General features: G+C 68.6%; 15 protein-coding genes. 5 read left to right on the top strand and 10 right to left on the bottom strand.

The features are described 5' to 3' along the window. Window positions 1-28 precede the first annotated feature (28 nt). Window positions 29-1,462 carry a mannose-1-phosphate guanylyltransferase/mannose-6-phosphate isomerase gene (locus tag AC1DSZ_RS11255; RefSeq protein ID WP_476838451.1) on the top strand — a complete coding sequence of 478 codons (1,434 nt, stop codon included), beginning with the start codon at window positions 29-31 and terminating at the stop codon, window positions 1,460-1,462. A 491-nt stretch (window positions 1,463-1,953) separates the two neighbouring features. On the opposite strand, the gene recG is transcribed toward AC1DSZ_RS11255, so the two are convergent. Continuing rightward, the gene (gene recG, locus AC1DSZ_RS11250) at window positions 1,954-4,056 is read right to left on the bottom strand and encodes an ATP-dependent DNA helicase RecG (protein WP_476838450.1); all 2,103 of its coding nucleotides are present in this window, start codon (window positions 4,054-4,056) and stop codon (window positions 1,954-1,956) included. A 43-nt stretch (window positions 4,057-4,099) separates the two neighbouring features. Continuing rightward, window positions 4,100-4,651, bottom strand: coding sequence for a dihydrofolate reductase family protein (locus tag AC1DSZ_RS11245; protein ID WP_476838449.1), 552 nt, complete (start codon window positions 4,649-4,651; stop codon window positions 4,100-4,102). A gap of 95 nt (window positions 4,652-4,746) precedes the next feature. Here AC1DSZ_RS11245 and xth point away from each other — a divergent pair, with 95 nt between their 5' ends. Further along, entirely contained in the window at window positions 4,747-5,526 is a 780-nt protein-coding gene (xth, locus tag AC1DSZ_RS11240; protein ID WP_476838448.1) for an exodeoxyribonuclease III, read from the top strand. A 253-nt stretch (window positions 5,527-5,779) separates the two neighbouring features. On the opposite strand, the gene AC1DSZ_RS11235 is transcribed toward xth, so the two are convergent. The 6 genes from AC1DSZ_RS11235 to AC1DSZ_RS11210 all read right to left on the bottom strand — a co-directional run bounded on the left by AC1DSZ_RS11235 (window position 5,780) and on the right by AC1DSZ_RS11210 (window position 13,333). Beyond that, window positions 5,780-7,573 (bottom strand): gamma-glutamyltransferase family protein, encoded by a 1,794-nt coding sequence (locus tag AC1DSZ_RS11235; RefSeq protein WP_476838447.1) that lies wholly within the window; start codon window positions 7,571-7,573, stop codon window positions 5,780-5,782. Between the two features lie 35 nt (window positions 7,574-7,608). After that, window positions 7,609-8,487 carry an ABC transporter permease gene (locus AC1DSZ_RS11230; protein WP_476838446.1) on the bottom strand — a complete coding sequence of 293 codons (879 nt, stop codon included), beginning with the start codon at window positions 8,485-8,487 and terminating at the stop codon, window positions 7,609-7,611. Then, window positions 8,487-9,431 (bottom strand): ABC transporter permease, encoded by a 945-nt coding sequence (locus tag AC1DSZ_RS11225; RefSeq protein ID WP_476838445.1) that lies wholly within the window; start codon window positions 9,429-9,431, stop codon window positions 8,487-8,489. Before AC1DSZ_RS11225 ends, AC1DSZ_RS11230 begins: the two co-directional genes overlap by 1 nt. Before the next feature lie 217 nt (window positions 9,432-9,648). After that, entirely contained in the window at window positions 9,649-11,190 is a 1,542-nt protein-coding gene (locus AC1DSZ_RS11220) for an ABC transporter substrate-binding protein (RefSeq protein WP_476838444.1), read from the bottom strand. Next, window positions 11,190-12,308, bottom strand: a complete 1,119-nt coding sequence (locus AC1DSZ_RS11215; protein WP_476838443.1) for an ABC transporter ATP-binding protein — start codon at window positions 12,306-12,308, stop codon at window positions 11,190-11,192. Before AC1DSZ_RS11215 ends, AC1DSZ_RS11220 begins: the two co-directional genes overlap by 1 nt. Then, on the bottom strand, window positions 12,305-13,333 hold the full coding sequence (locus tag AC1DSZ_RS11210) for an ABC transporter ATP-binding protein (protein WP_476838442.1): 1,029 nt from the start codon (window positions 13,331-13,333) through the stop codon (window positions 12,305-12,307). The genes AC1DSZ_RS11215 and AC1DSZ_RS11210 overlap by 4 nt, the downstream gene beginning before the upstream one ends. A gap of 197 nt (window positions 13,334-13,530) precedes the next feature. Here AC1DSZ_RS11210 and AC1DSZ_RS11205 point away from each other — a divergent pair, with 197 nt between their 5' ends. Beyond that, window positions 13,531-13,845 (top strand): hypothetical protein, encoded by a 315-nt coding sequence (locus AC1DSZ_RS11205; protein ID WP_476838441.1) that lies wholly within the window; start codon window positions 13,531-13,533, stop codon window positions 13,843-13,845. A gap of 28 nt (window positions 13,846-13,873) precedes the next feature. Here the strand turns inward: AC1DSZ_RS11205 and AC1DSZ_RS11200 are convergent, their stop codons facing one another. Beyond that, window positions 13,874-14,362 (bottom strand): Pycsar system effector family protein, encoded by a 489-nt coding sequence (locus tag AC1DSZ_RS11200; RefSeq protein ID WP_476838440.1) that lies wholly within the window; start codon window positions 14,360-14,362, stop codon window positions 13,874-13,876. 205 nt (window positions 14,363-14,567) lie between these two features. Here AC1DSZ_RS11200 and AC1DSZ_RS11195 point away from each other — a divergent pair, with 205 nt between their 5' ends. Further along, entirely contained in the window at window positions 14,568-14,999 is a 432-nt protein-coding gene (locus AC1DSZ_RS11195; RefSeq protein ID WP_476838439.1) for a hypothetical protein, read from the top strand. A gap of 64 nt (window positions 15,000-15,063) precedes the next feature. On the opposite strand, the gene AC1DSZ_RS11190 is transcribed toward AC1DSZ_RS11195, so the two are convergent. Continuing rightward, complete coding sequence (locus tag AC1DSZ_RS11190) at window positions 15,064-15,996, bottom strand: histone deacetylase family protein (RefSeq protein WP_476838438.1); 933 nt, start codon at window positions 15,994-15,996, stop codon at window positions 15,064-15,066. A gap of 234 nt (window positions 15,997-16,230) precedes the next feature. On the opposite strand from AC1DSZ_RS11190, the gene AC1DSZ_RS11185 reads away from it, so the two are divergent. Continuing rightward, the gene (locus AC1DSZ_RS11185) at window positions 16,231-16,818 is read left to right on the top strand and encodes a L,D-transpeptidase (RefSeq protein ID WP_476838437.1); all 588 of its coding nucleotides are present in this window, start codon (window positions 16,231-16,233) and stop codon (window positions 16,816-16,818) included. Window positions 16,819-16,878: the final 60 nt, after the last annotated feature.

Here is a 16,878-nt window from a genome sequence, read left to right as displayed (position 1 = left end):
GACCGCGACCATTGCAAGAGAGATCGTCATGCCGCAGGCCGTTTCCGACGCGTTGATCACACCCGTCATTCTGTGTGGAGGGTCTGGCACCCGTCTGTGGCCTGCGTCGCGCAAATGCATGCCAAAGCAGTTCATTCCGCTCACCGGCCCGCTCTCGATGTTCCAGGACACGGTCAAGCGCGTGTCCGATGCGAACTGCTTCGCGGCCCCCATCATGGTCACCAGCGACGAGTTCCGCTTCGTGGTCGCCGAGCAGCTGCGCGAGATCGACACGCAGGCCGAGATCGTGCTGGAGCCGTCGCCCCGTGACTCGGGCCCCGCCGTCGCGGTCGCGGCCGTTCTGGCGGGCGCCCGCCACAAGCGCGGTCTCGTCCTGATCCTGCCGTCCGACCATCTCATCCCGGACGCCGCAGAATTCACGGCCGCCTGCATGGAAGCCGCCAAGGGCGCGCAGGACGGGTTCATCATGACGCTGGGCGTCGCGCCCACCGGCCCGGCCACCGGCTATGGCTATATCCGCCCGTCGCGGGCCACCGGTTCGGGCGGCGCGCTTGCCGTGGAGGCTTTCGTCGAGAAGCCCGATCTCGCCACGGCCAAGACCTATGTCGAGCAGGGTTATCTCTGGAACAGCGGCAACTTCCTGTTCCGCGCCGACGTGATGCTGGACGAGTTGAGCCAGTTCGCGCCCGACATGCGCCGCGCCGCCGAGGCGGCTGTCGCCCAAGCCACCCGCGACCTCGATTTCCTGCGCCTCGCCCCCGAGGCCTTTGCGGCCGCGCCCAAGAAGTCGATCGACTACGCGGTTCTGGAGCACACCCGCAAGGCCGCCGTTCTCCCTGTGTCGTTCCGCTGGTCGGACCTCGGCGAATGGGACGCCGTGCTGGCCAATTCCGAGCGCGACGCCAACGGCAACTCGCTCTCCGGCAACGTCCATGTGCGCAACGCCAACAACAGCCTTGTGCACAGCGAAGGCATGCTGACGGCGGTTCTCGGACTGGACGACGTGGTGGTGGTCACCACCCAGGACGCCGTGCTGGTGACGAGTCGTGCCGCCTCGCCGCAGGTCAAGGATCTCGTCGAGAGCCTGAAGGCTTCCGGCCACGCCGAGGCGACCGAGCACCTGCGCATGCACCGCCCCTGGGGCTGGTACCAGCGCGTCGACATCGGAACGCGTTTCCAGGTGAAGCGCATCATGGTGCGCCCCGGCGCCCAGCTGTCGCTGCAGAAGCACTTCCACCGGGCCGAGCACTGGGTCGTGGTGCGCGGCACCGCCGAGGTCACGCGCGACGCTGAGGTCCTGCTGCTGCAGGAAAACGAGTCCGTCTACCTGCCGCTCGGCTGCGTCCACCGCCTCACCAACCCGGGCAAGATCCCGCTGGAGCTGATCGAGGTCCAGGTCGGCAGCTACACGGGCGAGGACGACATCGTCCGCATCACGGACGTGTACGGCCGCTCGGCCTGAAATCCTCCCCGTCATTGCGAGGAGCGCAGCGACGCGGCAATCCAGGCGCCGGGCATGGAGCTCGACGCCGGGCCCCTGGATTGCTTCGCTGCGCTCGCAATGCCGGGAGGGTGGCCTCAACGTTGAAAGCAAGCGTCCGACTGGATGGGCCTTCATCCGGCGACCTGCGGAGCAGGTCGGGATGAGCCCGGAATCCTCCCCGTCATTGCGAGGAGCGCAGCGACGCGGCAATCCAGGCGCCGGGCATGAAGCTCGACGCCGCACCTCTGGATTGCTTCGCTTCGCTCGCAATAACGGGAGGGTGGCCTCAACGTTGAAAGCAAGCGTCCGACTGGATGGGCCGTCATCCCCGGCGACCTGCGGAGCAGGTCGGGAAGGGGATCCAGGGGCAAAGGCGCTCACCGCTGGATCCCCTTCCCGGCGCTTCGCGCCGCCGGGGATGACGGAGAGAGTCGAGCCTTAAAATACTGAGTTGACGAAGGCCGCGCGCCTTACCCCGCCCGGAGCAGCCGGATCGCGGCGTCGCGTTCGAACAGATAGAGCAGCACGCGGAGGGCCTGGCCGCGGTCGCCGGCGAGGTCCGGGTCCGTCGCGAGCGCCAGCTTGGCGTCGTCGCGAGCGGCCTGCAGCAGCTCGCCGTGCAGCTCCGGGATGGCGAGGCGAAAACCGGGCATGCCGGACTGGCGCGTGCCCAGCACGTCGCCTTCGCCGCGCAGCTTCAGGTCTTCCTCGGCGATCTCGAAGCCGTCCTCGGTGCGGCGCATGGTTTCCAGCCGCGCCTTGGCGACTTCGCCGAGCGGGCCGCGATACAGCAGCAGGCAGCTCGATTTGCCGGAGCCCCGGCCGACGCGGCCACGCAGCTGGTGCAACTGCGCCAGGCCGAACTGCTCGGCGTGCTCGATCACCATGATGGTGGCGTTCGGCACGTCCACGCCGACCTCGATCACCGTGGTGGCGACCAGCACGGAGGTTTCGCCCGCCGCGAAGGCCGCCATGGCGGCGTCCTTCTCCTTGCCCTTCATCTGGCCGTGCACGAGCCCGACGCGCGGCCCGAAAATGCGGGTCAGCGTCTCGAAGCGCTCCTGGGCGGCGGCGAGGTCGAGCTCCTCGTTCTCCTCCACGAGCGGGCACACCCAATAGGCCTGCGCGCCTGTTTCGATCGCCCGGCCGACGCCGGCCACCACCTCGTCCAGCCGGTCGAGCGGCACGATGCGGGTGTCGATGGGCTGGCGGCCGGCCGGCTTCTCGCGCAGCACCGAGACGTCCATGTCGCCGAAATAGGACAGCACCAGCGTGCGCGGAATGGGAGTGGCGGTCATCACCAGCACGTCCACGGCCTCGCCCTTGCGCGACAAAGCGAGGCGCTGGTGCACGCCGAAGCGATGCTGCTCGTCCACCACCGCCATGCCGAGATCCGCAAAGGCGACCTCCTCCTGAAACAGCGCATGCGTGCCGAACAGGATGTCGATGTCCCCGGCCGCCAGCGCCTCCAGGGTGGTGCGTCGGCTCGTGCCCTTGTCGCGGCCCGTCAGCAGCGCGGTGCGCAGCCCGGCGGCTTCGGCCAGCGGCTTCAGCTTCTCGTAGTGCTGGCGTGACAGGATCTCGGTGGGGGCCATCAGGGCCGCCTGCCGCCCGGCCTCCACCACGCTCGCCATGGCGAGCAGCGCCACTACGGTCTTGCCCGATCCGACGTCGCCCTGCAGCAGCCGCAGCATGCGTTCGGGCGTCGCGAGATCGCGGCGGATGTCCTCCAGCGCGGCCGTCTGCGCGCCCGTGAGCGAGAAGGGCAGGGCGGCCAGGATGCGGCCCGCAATGCGGCCGTCGCCGACCTGCGAGCGGCCGGCGGCCTTCTTCATGTGCTGGCGGGCCAGCAGCAGCGCGAGCTGGCTCGCCAGCAACTCGTCATAGGCGAGCCGCTGCCTGGCCTTGACGTCCGCCGCCAGCGCGGCGGCCGAGATCGGCCGGTGGAGGTCACCGAGCGCGTGACCGAAGGTGGGCAGGCGGCGCGCCCGCATCCAGGCCTCGTCCTGCCATTCTGGCAGCTCGGGCAGGTTTTCCAGCGCCGCCGCGGCCGCCTTGGCGACCACGCGAGGGCCAAGGCCAGCCGTTAGGCCGTAGACGGGCTCGAAGGCCGGCATGGCGGCGAGCCCGGCGGCGTCCACGACGCGGTCGGGATGCACCATTTGCAGCCGCCCGTCCCACTGCTCCAGCTTGCCGGAGATCCAGCGCTTTTCACCCAGCGGCAGCAGCTGCTCCATGCGCCGCTGGCTGGCGTGAAAGAACACCAGCGCGACGTCGCCGGTGCCGTCCGATGCGATGACCCGGTAGGGCCCGTTGCGCCTGTTCGGCGGCGGCGGGCGATGCTCCTCGACGGTGACCTCCAGCGTCACGATCGTGTCGAGCGGCGCCTCGACGATGCGCGGCTTGGCGCTGCGGTCGATGACGCCGTGCGGCAGGTGGAACAGGAGGTCGAGCACGCGCGCGCCGCGGCCCGGCTCGCCGAGCAGTATGTCGAACAGCAGCGCCATCTTCGGCCCGACGCCGGGGAGTGTCGCGACGGGCGCGAAAAGCGGATTTAGCAGGGCAGGGCGCATGGTTCGATTCGGATGGCTCGGCAGGGAGCATACATGCGGCGCATCAGCCTCGCCGCCAATCCGTCAGGATCACCGGACCGGCCGGGTCGATCACCTGCGCGGGGCCGGCCGCGAGGCCATGGCGCGCCAGCACGGATTCGGCTGTTTCGCTTGGGGCCGCCGTCCCGAACAGCCGGCGTCCACCCGGCACGCGCACCCCGATCGCCCGCGTGAGGTGAAAGGCGTCGTAGCCGAGCCGCAGGAAAAGGTCGAACACGCCCTGGCCGCCCGGCACCGCGATCCGCCCGCCGGCCGGGAGGACGCGGGACGCCGCTTCCGGCCAATCCACCTCGGCGGGGTTCCACCACCACGCATCGGCGCGGCGCTCCAGCCCGGCGGCGGCGGCCGAGACGACCATGCGTGGCCGGCGCTTGGGATTGCCGTGCGCCTCGTGGCCGAGCCGCCCGAGCACGGTCAGGTCCGAGCGGTCGAGCTCGGCCTGGAACAGCGCCCAGTCGGCCTCGTTGCGCAGGGCGGCCGGCATGCGGCCCTGCGCGTCCGCGATGCAATCGTCATCCGAGACGATTGCGTGGCCGGTGACGAACCAGGTGGGCATGCTCCGCGTCTCTCCCGTGCTCCGGCCCGCAAAGCCCGGATTGCCTCCATGCCGCCGCGATGCGAAACCTGCACCCAGCATCGACGGAGCCCTGCATGCGCATCGCCACCTGGAACGTCAATTCGGTCAAGGCCAGGATCGGCCATCTCGTCGACTGGCTGAAGCAGTGCGATCCGGACGTGGTCTGCCTGCAGGAGATCAAATGTGTCGACGAGGCGTTTCCGGCGGCCGAGATCGAGGCGCTGGGCTACAACGTCGCCACGCATGGGCAGAAGACCTATAATGGCGTCGCCATCCTGTCGAAGCGCCCGTTCGAGGTGATGCGCGGCCTGCCGGGCGGCGACGAGGATGTGCAGTCCCGCTACATCGAGGCCGAGATCCCGACCGAATCGGGCGCGGTGCGGGTGGCGTCGATCTACCTGCCCAACGGCAATCCGCCCCAGACCGAGAAATACGACTACAAGCTCGCCTGGATGGATCGGCTCACCGCCCACGCGCAGGGGTTGCTGGCGCTGGAGGAGCCCCTGGTGCTGGCCGGCGACTACAACGTCATCCCGACCGCGCGCGACGTGCACAACCCGGCCGCCTGGGAGACCGACGCGCTGTTTTTGCCCCGCACGCGCGCCAAGTTCCGCGAGCTGCTGGCGCTCGGCTTCACGGATGCCTTCCGGGCCTGCGACGACCGCGACGGCCAGTACACGTTCTGGGACTACCAGGCGGGCGCCTGGCAGCGGAACAACGGCATCCGCATCGACCACCTGCTCCTGTCGCCGCAGGCCGCCGACAAGCTGCAGACCTGCGTTGTCGACAAGCACGTCCGCGCCTGGGAGAAGCCCTCCGACCACGTACCGATCTGGGTGGATCTGAAGCTCTAGGGCTCGTTCTCTCCGTCGACCCCGGCGGCGCGAAGCGCCGGGAAGCGGATCCAGGGGCAAAGGCGCTCACCCCTGGATCCCCTTCCCAACCTGCTGCGCAGGTCGCCGGGGATGACGGCGAGGGGCGCGACCGTTGCGCCACCCTGCCGTCATTGCGAGCGCAGCGAAGCAATCCAGAGGCCGGGCGTAGGGCTTAAGGCCCAGCCTCTAGACTGGATTGCTTCGCCTCCGGCTCGCAATGACGGCGAGGCGCTCAGCGGCCGATCGCGTAGGCCTGCATCAGGCGCGGGGTCGCGGCGGCGTGGAGGAGGCCGGCGTCGTCCTTCTCGGCGGCCGTAAGCCGGCCCACCGTCCAGGGCTCGGCGACTTCCAGCGCGTGGCCGCGCCGGCGCAGCTCCGCGATGGTGGCCTCGCCGACCGTGGATTCCACCATAAGATGGCCGGGCCGCGCCTCGCGCGGGTAGAACGACGACGGGAAATGCCCGGTGTGGAACAGCGGCAGGTCGATCGCCTCCTGCAGGTTCAAGCCGTGATGCACCCGGCGCAGGAACAGCGAGAGCTGCCACTGGTCCTGCTGGTCGCCGCCCGGCGTGCCGAACACCAGCGCGGGGCGGCCGTCCTCCAGCGCCAGCGAGGGCGTCAGCGTGGTGCGTGGGCGCTTGCGCGGCTCCAGGCTCGTCGGCAGGCCGGGCTCGAGCCAGAACATCTGGGCGCGCGAGTTCAGCGGGAAACCGAGCTCCGGGATCACGGGCGAGGATTGCAGCCAGCCGCCCGAGGGCGTGGCCGAGATCATGTTGCCCCACCGGTCGATCACGTCGATATGCACCGTGTCGCCGCGCTTGGCGGTCTTGAGGTGCGCCATCGTGGGCTCGCCCGCGCCGACGCCGGTGCCGTGGCCGCGTGTGCGCGCCAGGTTCTCCAGCGTGCGCCGCACCTGCTCCTCGAAGCCGGGCAGCACGGAGGGGCGCAGCTCCATCGAGGCCGTGTCGCCGATCAGGTTGCGGCGCTCATCGGCGTGTGCGTCCGAAAGCAGCCGGTCGATCGGCACGTCGTGGAAATCGGGGTCGCCGTAATAGGCCTCGCGGTCCGCATAGGCGAGCTTCATGGCCTCCACGACGGTGTGGATGTAGTCCGGCCCAGTCGGGTACATCTTGCCGATGTCGAAGCCCTTCAGCAGCGACAGCGACTGCAGCAGGGCAGGACCCTGACCCCAGGGCCGCTGCTTGCACACCGTCCAGCCGTGGTAGTCATAGGTCTGCGGCTCGTCGAAGCTCGCTTGCCACTCGGCCATGTCCTGGCCGGTCAGCACCGCGCCATTGCGCTGGCCGCTGGCGTCCATCACCTCGGTGGTGCGGCAAAAGCGGTCGATCGCCTCGGCCACGAACCCCTTCATGAACGAGTGGCGCGCCGCCTCGATCTGCGCCACGCGGTCGCCCCCGGCGCTCTCGGCCTCCGTCAGGATGCGGTCATACGTGATGGCCAGCATGGGATTGCGAAACAGCGCCCGCGCCTTGGGGGGCGAGCCCCCCGGCAGCCAGGTCGCGGCCGAGGTCGGCCATTCCTTGGTGAAGAACTCCGCCTGCGCGGCGATCGCGTCCGCGACGCGCGGCAGCATCGGGTGGCCGTCGCGGGCGTAGCCGATCGCCGGCGCGAGGATGTCGCGCAGCGGCAGCGAGCCGTGCTCGCGCAGGAGCAGCATCCAGCCGTCGAAGGCGCCCGGCACCACGGTGGCGAGGAGGCCGGAGCCCGGGATCATGTCGAGCCCGCGGCGCTTGTATTCCTCGATGGTGGCGGCGGCCGGCGTCACGCCCTGGCTGCACAGCACCTCCACCTTGCCGGTGCGCTTGGAATAGAAGATCGCCGGCGCCTCGCCGGCCGGCCCGCACAGATGCGGCTCCACGATCTGCAGCACGAAGGCGCTCGCCGCGCAGGCGTCGAAGGCGTTGCCGCCCTTTTCCAGAACCGCCATGCCGACCGCCGAGGCGATCCAGTGCGTGGAGGTGACGACGCCGAATGTCCCCAAAATCTCGGGGCGGGTGGTGAACATGAGGAGGTACGCCTAAGTTTTCGGGGGGCTAAAAATCATGTTTCGCGCGGATCGAGGGCGTCGCGCAACCCGTCGCCGAGCAGATTGAAGCCGAGCACGGTCAAAAAGATCCCGACGCCCGGGAACATCGACATCCACCACTGCCCCTGCTGCAGGAAGTTCTTGCCCGTGTTCAGCATCGACCCCCAGCTCGGCGCGGGCGGTTGCTGGCCGAGCCCGAGAAACGACAGGCTCGCCTCCGCGATGATCGCCTGCGCGATGATCAGCGTCGCCTGGACGAGAATGGGCGCGAAGATGTTGGGAACGATATATTTCGCCAGGATCCAGCGGTCCGGCAGCCCGATCGCGCGGGCGCCTTCCACATAGTCCTCGGTTTTCACCGCCAGCGTCTGCGCCCGCGTCAGGCGGGTGAAGATCGGCGCGGCCGCGATGCCGATCGCGATCATCGCGTTGGTGAGGCTGGCCCCCAGCACGCTGCCGAGCGCGATGGCGAGGATCAGGAACGGGCAGGCGAGCATCGCCTCCGTGCAGCGCGATATGATGGCGTCGATCCAGCCGCCGAAATAGCCGGCGATCAGCCCCAGCGGCCCGCCGATCGATACCGCGATGGTCACCGACACGATGCCGGCGAGCAGCGAGGCGCGCGCGCCGTAAACCACGCGGGCGAACACGTCCCGGCCGAGGTCGTCCGTGCCGAACCAGTTCAGCCAGGAGGGCGCCTTGCGCACCAGCGACCACGACGTCTTGATCGGGTCGGCCGCCATCACGAGCGGCCCCAGGAATGCGATCAGCGCGAAGGCGACCACGACGGTTCCGCCGATCAGCGCCGAGCGGTTGCGCAAGAGCTTGCCCCAGACGCGGCTGCGCGGGGCCGGAACGGCGGCCTGTTCGGCCGTGTCGAGCGCGAGCGTCATCAGCGGGCCCTCAGGCGGGGGTTGAGGACGACATAGAGCACGTCCGCCAGCAGGTTCAGGCCGATATATCCGATGGCGGTGCACAGAACGACGCCCTGCACCACCGCGTAGTCCCGGTTGAACACGGCGTCCACGATCAGCTTGCCGAAGCCCGGGATGGTGAAGATCTGCTCGGTCAGCACGGCGCCGGCCAGCAACTCGCCAAACAGCAGCGTGCCGATGGTCACCACCGGGATCAGCGCGTTGCGCAGCGCATGCTTCAGGATCACGCGCGGCTCCAGCAGACCCTTGGCCCGCGCGGTGCGGACATAGTCCTGCTTCAGCACGCCCAGCATGGCGCTGCGGGTGTGGCGCATCATGGAGGCCGCCAGCGCGTTGCCGAGCACGAAGGCCGGCATGATCATGGTCTTCAGGTTCTGCGACAGGCTCTCGCTGGGCGGCACGTAGCCGGAGGCCGGCAGCCAGTTCAGCTGCACCGAGATCAGGAAGATCAGCAGGATGCCGAGAAAGAAGTTTGGGATCGATAGTCCCCACAGCGCCAGCGCGGTGGCCCCATAGTCCCAGGCGCTTCCCTTGCGCACCGCCGCCATCACGCCGGCCGGAATGCCGATCAGCAGCGCGAAGCTCATCGCCATGGCGGCGAGTTGCAGGGTCACGGGCAGCTTGTCCTTGATGAGCTGCAACACCGGCACGCCCGTGCGCAGCGACATGCCGAGATTGCCCTGCAGGGCCTGCCCGGCCCAGGCGATGTACTGCACCGGCAGCGGATCGTTGAGCCGGTACTTCTCGCGCAGGAGCTCGATCACGGCCGGATCGCGCTCCTCGCCGGCCAGCACCAGAATGGGATCGCCAGGCAGCAGTTTCTGCAGCGTGAACACGAAGATCGAGACCAGGATGATGGTCGGGATCGCGATCAGGATGCGCCGCCCGATGAAGCTCAGCATGCGTGTTGGTCCCGTACACTCGTCATTGCGAGGAGCGGAGCGACGAAGCAATCCAGAGGCAGGTCATCGAGCCCGACGCCGACCGCCTGGATTGCTTCGCTGCGCTCGCAATGATGGGGAGGGACACTGGCCGTCAGTCCCTCATCCGGCCGCTCCGCGGCTGCCTTCTCCCGGGGGGAGAAGGGGCGCGCGAAGACAGTGCAAAGAACCGTCAGGCTCACGATTTCTTCACGTTCTCGAGGCGGATCATGCCGTCCGGGTGGGGCTGGAAGCCGGTGACGCTCTTCTTCACGCCCCAGATCCAGCTCTCGTGATAGATCACGATGATCGGCAGGTCCTTGGCGAGGATCGTCTCGGCCGCGTCGTAGCGCTTCTTGCGCTCGTTCACGTCCGAGAGCGTGCGGGCCTCGTCCAAGACCTTGTCGATCTCCGGATTACAGTACTTCCAGTCGTTCAAATTGCCCTTGCAGGTCACGAAGGCGTGGATGTTGCCGTCCGGATCGGGCCGGCCGGACCAGCCATACTGATTCGCGGCGAAGTTGCCCTTGGTGCCCTCGTTCAGCATCGTGGCGAACTCGGTGGCCCGCAGCGAAATGTCGAAGCCGGCCTCCGCCGCCATGGACTGCACCACCTGCATCACGGCCTGCGAGCGCGGGCTGTTGGACATGGTGACCTCGAACTTCACCGGCGGGGTCACGCCGGCTTCCTTCAGCAGCGCCTTGGCTTTGTCGACGTTGCGCGCCGGGATCGGCACGCCGGCCGTGTAGTAGAAGTTCTTGGGCGAGAAATACTGGTTCCCGGGGCTGAACTGGCCCTCGAACACCACCTGGTTGATCGCGTCGCGATCCAGCGTCAGCTCGAAGGCCTGGCGCACGCGAGCGTCCTGGCCGATGGGCGTCTTGGCCCGGTCGCCGTTGGCGACGTTGATGTTTATGGCCTGATAGCCGAGGCCGACCGCCGAGGTCGTGGTCAGGTTCGCGTCCGCCTTGGCGGTCTTCACGTCGGTGGGCTCCAGCCGCTCGATCATGTCGAGGTCGCCGGAGCGCAGGTTCGCGAGCCGCACGGTGGAGTCGGGGATCGGCAGGAACGTGATCTTGTCGAACGAGAAGGCCTGCTTGTTCCAGTAGTCGGCGAAGCGCTCCAGCACGATGCGGTCGTTCTGGACGCGCTCAACGAACTTGTAAGGGCCCGAGCAGACCGGCTTCGTGCCGAGGTTCGCGCCGAGCTCCTTGGCGGCCTTCGGCGACACCATCATGCCGGCGCGGTCGGAGAGCTGCGCCAGCACGGTCACGTCCGGCTGCTTCATCACGAGCTTCACGGTCATCGGGTCGATGACCTCGACGGAGGACACCGACGAGATCTCGCTCTTGCGGCGCGACTCCGGCAGCGTCTGGGCGCGCTCGATGTTGAACTTCACCGCTTCGGCGTCGAAGGGCTCGCCGTCGTGGAATTTCACGCCGCTGCGCAGCTTGAAGGTGAGGGACTTGTTGTCCGGCGCCCACTCCCACGAGGTGGCGAGGCGCGGCACGAATTTCAGGTCCGGCGTCACGTCCACGAGCTTGTCGCAGAGCGACGTGAAGACGATGCGGCCCACGAAGGTGCGGGCCTGGTGCGGGTCCATCACGTCCGCATCCTCGGCGAGGCCGATGCGCAGCGACTGCTGCGCCTGCGCGGCGCCCGCGAAGGCGACGAGCCCGGCCGCGAGGGCCGTGGCGGAGACGAGGCCCGTGAGCCTCTGGCGATAGGCGGTCTTGCTCATCATCTTCCCCTGTTTCCCGCTTCCGTCATGCTTGCGGAAGCTTTCTCCGTCACGACGGCGTCCTGGCGCCGGCGGTGATCTTTGTAGAGCGCCAGCCGCTTCGCCTTGGCGGGGCTATCGGCGGGGCCAAGGGCCCGGCCCGCCGTTTCGGGCGGCAGGTCTTCGTAGAAATGGCACGCCACGGTGCGCCCGCCCGCGTCGCGGAGCAACGGAATCTCGTCCGTGCAGCGCTTCTGCGCATAGGGGCAGCGGGTGTGGAAGCGGCAGCCGGATGGCGGATTGGCCGGGCTCGGGATGTCGCCTTCCAGCAGCTTGCGCTCGGCGCGGTGGCCCGGGATGGGGAGCGGGATCGCGCTCAACAGCGCCCGCGTGTAGGGGTGCAGCGGCTCGGCGTAGAGCGCCGCCGTGGGGGCGACCTCCACGATGGAGCCGAGATACATCACGATCACGCGGTCGCTCATGTGCCGGATCACCGCGAGGTCGTGCGCGATGATGATCAGCGTCAGCGCGAAGCGTTCCTTGAGGTCTTCCAGCAGGTTGATGACCTGAGCCTGAATCGATACGTCAAGCGCGGACACGGGCTCGTCGCCGATCACCAGCCGCGGCGAACTCGCCAAGGCGCGCGCGATGCCGATGCGCTGGCGCTGGCCGCCCGAGAACTCGTGCGGGAAGCGATCGGCGAGGTCCGGCCGCAGCCCGACGGTGCGCAGCAGCTCCAGCGTCTTCTCGCGCCGCTCGCGGGTGGAGCCCTGGCCATGGAGCCAGAGCGGCTCGCCGACGATGTCGGCCACCGTCATGCGCGGGTTCAGCGAAGAGAATGGGTCCTGGAACACCATCTGCATGTCGCCGCGCAGCTTGCGCAGGCCGGTTTCGCCCAGGCCGCCGAGGTCCTGGCCTTCGAACCGGACCGTTCCGGCGGTCGGTTCGATCAGCCGCATCAGCATGCGCCCGACCGTGGACTTGCCGCAGCCGGACTCGCCCACGATCGCGAGGGTCTCGCCTTTCTCGACCGAGAACGACACGTCATCGACGGCCCGCACCACGGTGGCCTGGCTGAACAGCCCTCCGCCGGTCTTGAAGTATTTCTTCAGGCCCTCGGCCTGCAGGATGGCGCTCACGCGGCCTCCGTGACGTGCAGTTCGAGCGGCGCGCGAATGCAGGCGGCCTCGTGGCCCGCCGCCACCTCGATCAGGGGAGGCTGGGCGGCGTCGCAGGCCTCGATGCGGAAGGGGCAGCGCGGCGCGAAGCGGCAGCCTTTCGGCATGCGCTCGGGCGCGGGCACGCTGCCCGGGATGGTGGCCAGCCGCTCGTCGCGGCCGGTGAGCGAGGGCAGGGAGCCCATCAGCCCGATCGTGTAGGGGTGCTGCGGATCGTCGAAGATCTTGTCGACCGGCGCGCGCTCCACCACCCGGCCCGCATACATCACCGCCACGTCGTCCGCGACTTCGGCGACCACGCCGAGATCATGCGTGATCAGCAGCATGGCCGAGCCGGTCTCCCGCTGGAGCTGGCGCACCAGCGACAGGATCTGCGCCTGGATGGTGACGTCCAGCGCCGTGGTGGGCTCGTCCGCGATCAGCAGGCGCGGCGCATTGGCCAGCGCCATCGCGATCATGATGCGCTGGCGCATGCCGCCCGAGAGCTGGTGCGGGAACTCGCCGAGCCGCTTCTCGGGCGCGGGAATGCGCACTTTCCTGAGCATTTCCAGCGCGACCCCGCTGGCCTGCTCGGGCGTGACGTCGCGGTGCCGCGTCACCACCTCGGCGATCTGGTCGCCGATCGTGAAGGCCGGGTTCAGCGACGTCATCGGCTCCTGGAAGATCATCGTCATGCGGTCGCCGCGCAGGTCCGCCCGCTCGCGGGTGTCGAGCCCGCGCAGGTCGCGGCCCTCGAACAGGATCTCGCCCTGCGTGATCGTGAGCGGCGGGGAGGCCAGGAGGCCCATGATGGCGAGCGAGGTCAGGCTCTTGCCGCAGCCGCTTTCACCCACGAGGCAAAGCGTGCGGCCCGCCGCGAGCGAGAAGGAAACGTCTTCCACCAGCGTCGTGGAGCGCTCACGGCCGTGGACCGCGATGCTCAGGCCTTTGACGGAGAGAACGGCAGACGGCTCGGCGGGCTGGGGCGACCCGGGGGCTGGCGACATCCACATGCACTCGTTGGGCGGGAACCCCGCACTGGCATTTGTTGTGCCAGACTAGACGCTAAGCCCCCGCGATCAAGCGGGATTTCGCACCCAGCGGCGCAACTGCGGATCGCATTCAGCCGGTTTGCGACTGGATTGTGACAATCCGCCTCAGTACCGTTCTGCCCAATTCAGAGGCTGGACGGAGTTCACCCGCCATGAGCGAAAAAGCGCGCAAGCGATTCTCGGAGCTGCAGGAAGCCTACGAGAAGGCGCGGACCACCCGCGAATACTCTGCCGTTCTGGCGCGTGGCGGAGCCGTCGACGAGGTCGCCACCGTGCTGGCGACCGACGAGGGGCTGGAGCGGTTCAAGGCTCAGCTCGAGGCGCTCGGCGACGAGCGCAAGGCGCTCAAGAAACTGGTGCGCTATGCGCGCAAGCACACCGACAAGATCGCGCCGCCCAAGGCTCCGGCCGTCGCCCCCACGCCCATCCGCAACGGCAAGCGCGCGAAGTCGGCTCCGGCTGCCTGATCGGCGGCGCCTGCGCGACGGGCAGGGATCAGAACCCCTTGCCCATTCCAAGGGCGGCCGCCCACGGCAGCGCCGCGCACAGCAGCGCCAGGATCGAGCGCTTCAGCGACCGAAACTTCGACCTCAGGATGCGCGCGTTGGTGTGACACTGGCGCAGGACGTCTTCCAGATAGTCCTCGTCGCTGAGCTCGCGCACCTTGAGGTGGTACTCCTCGAAGGGGTGGTTCGCGATGGTCCCGAAGAAGAACCACGAGGGCGTGGCCCGCATGCGCGGAAACTGGCCGCGCAGCAACTCCGCCAGCGCCGCCAGCAGGGCGATCGCCGCCGCCGCGAGCACGAGGGCGTAGCGCCAGTTCCATTGCGAGAGCGCCGGGATCGACGCCGACAGCGCGCCCGTCATCGCGATCGCGATGCCCAGCACGGCCGAACTGCGCGAGTCGTGCCTCCCGATCCACTCGATCATTCGCTGCAGGCTCTTCTCGGCCCGCTCGATCTGCTTGGCTGTCGTCGACTGCATCGTCCCATCCCCGGATGCGGCGAAAGGAAGCATACTTCAGTCTACTTGCCAAGGTCAGGCTGTGGAATACGCACAACCAAAGTTAAGCCGCTTCATATTTCAGTGAACGGCGAGTGACGGTGTCCAACTACACTGGAAAAGAACGCGCCAAATCGGAACATCCGCTGTCAGGCCGCGTTGGGTTGCCACGAGACAGGAGAACCACATGCGCAAGACTAACTTGACCATTACGGCTTTCGCCCTGGCCCTTGGCGCCATGACCGCAGCTCCGCTGGCCTATGCGGCCGCGAATGACGGCGCGGGCGGCGGCAACGCCGGTTCGGCGGGCGGCGGCGGCGGATCGGCCGGCGGCGGCGGCGGGGTGAACGGCTCCAATGCGGGCGGCGTGGGGACGGGCGGCGTCGGCTCGACCGGCGGCGTCACCGGCAACGGCGCTGCGGGCGTAGGCACGGGCGTCGGCGGCGGCGCGGGCGGCTCGGCGGCCTCGAACTCGGGCGCCCCGGCGGGCTCTGGCGGCGTCGGCGCCAACTCCACCGACACGACGGGCTCGATTGGAACGTCGCCCAGCAGCGGCGACATCAAGCTCCAGGGCAACGGCCGGCTCCAGCCCAAGGGCGGCAACCAGACCAACCAGTAAGGCGCTTTCGCCTCGATGGAGCCGCCCGGGTCAGCCCGGGCGGCTTTTTCGTGCGTGTGCAGGGTCAGCCGCCCCGCATCAGCGTCATCACGTGAGCGGCCGTGGAGCGGGCGAGCCCTTCCAGGTCGTAGCCGCCCTCCAGCAGCGACACCACGCGCCCGCCCGCATAGCGGTCAGCCTGGTCCATCAGCTGCGCGGTGGCCCAGCCATAGTCCGCCTCTACGAGGTTCAGGTTGGCCAGCGGATCGCGCACATGCGCGTCGAACCCGGCCGAGATGATGATCAGGTCCGGCCGGAACGCCTCCAGCCGCGGCAGGATCGCGACCTCCATCGCCTCCCGGAACTCCGAGCCGCCGTCGCCGGCCCGCAACGGCGCGTTGACGATGGTGTCGTGCTCGCCCCGCTCGTTGGTCGCGCCCGTGCCAGGGTAGAGCGGCATCTCGTGCGTGGAGCAGTACATCACGCTGGGATCGTCCCAGAAGATGTCCTGCGTGCCGTTGCCGTGGTGCACGTCCCAATCCACCACGGCGACGCGCTCCGCCCCGTGCGCCGACCGGGCGTAGCGGGCCGCCACGGCGGCGTTGTTGAAGAAGCAGAACCCCATCGCGCGGGTTTTCTCGGCATGGTGGCCGGGCGGCCGGGACGCCGAAAAAGCGTTGCGGACCTTGCCGGTCATCACCTCGTCGACCGCCATGATCGCGCCGCCGACGCCGCGGATCGCGGCCTCCCACGTGCCCGGCGACATGGTGGTGTCCGCGTCGAGCTGCAGCATGCCGTCCTTGGGGGCGGCTTCCTCCAAGGCGCGGACATACTCCTCCGGATGCGCAAGGCAGAGCTGCTCGACCGTGGCCTCCGGCGCGGATTCGCGCAGCAGCGGCTGGAAGCGCTCGTGCTCGAGGATGCGCTCCACGGCCCTGATCCGGTCTGGCCGTTCGGGATGCCCCATCGGGGTCTGGTGCTGGACGTAACACGGATGGGAAATCAACAGAGTGGACACGGCGCCTCCCGGAGCGTTCTGGTTGCGGGCATCTTCGGCCCTCGCGCCGCCGCCGTCCATCCTGCGATGATGGGGGCCTGCCGTTGCGCCAGATCATGGCGAAAGCGCCGAAACGTGCCTTGCTGAGATCACAAACGCGTGCGGTGAGGCCACGAGACCACAGCCAGAACGGCTCTGATCTGGTACGCCCGAACAACAAGGCGCAGGCGGCGCCGTGAATCGGATTGGATCGAGATGCGACTGCGGACGTCTTTGCTGGCGATGGGAATCGCGTTGGTGCTGGCGGGATGCCGGTACGAGCCGATCCCGGAGCCGAAGGTGAGCTCGAAGGACGCCGAATGGATGGCCATGGTGCCGAGCGTCGAGCTCTACCGGCCGTTCGAGCGCTACCGCATCGACGATCCCACCGGCGAGACGCCCGGCACCGTCGTGGTCGACACCAAGTCGCGCTTCCTCTACCTCGTCGAGCCGAACGGCAAGGCGCTGCGCTATGGCGTGGCGGTCGGCAACGAGGCCTTCGGCTGGAGCGGCGTCGCCACCATCCAGCGCAAGGCTGAGTGGCCGGACTGGAACCCCCCGGCCGAGATGATCAAGCGCTGGCCGCATGTCCACCACACAAAGGGCGGTCCGGACAACCCGCTCGGCGCGCGCGCCCTCTACCTGTTCGAGGGCAACAAGGACACGCTCTACCGCATCCACGGCACCAACGAGCCGGAAACGATCGGCAAGGCCGTGTCGTCAGGCTGCATCCGCATGCGCAACATCGACGTCGTCGACCTCTACAACCGCGTCCCCGTCGGCGCGCGGGTGGTGGTGAAGTAAGCCTGCCTCGGCTGCGTCTCTTCGGTCCTTTGCTCAAACACCCTCATCCTGAGGAGCCAG

The organism is Alsobacter sp. P4_H11, from assembly GCF_056400925.1.
This window is presented reverse-complemented; position numbering and strand designations above follow the sequence as displayed.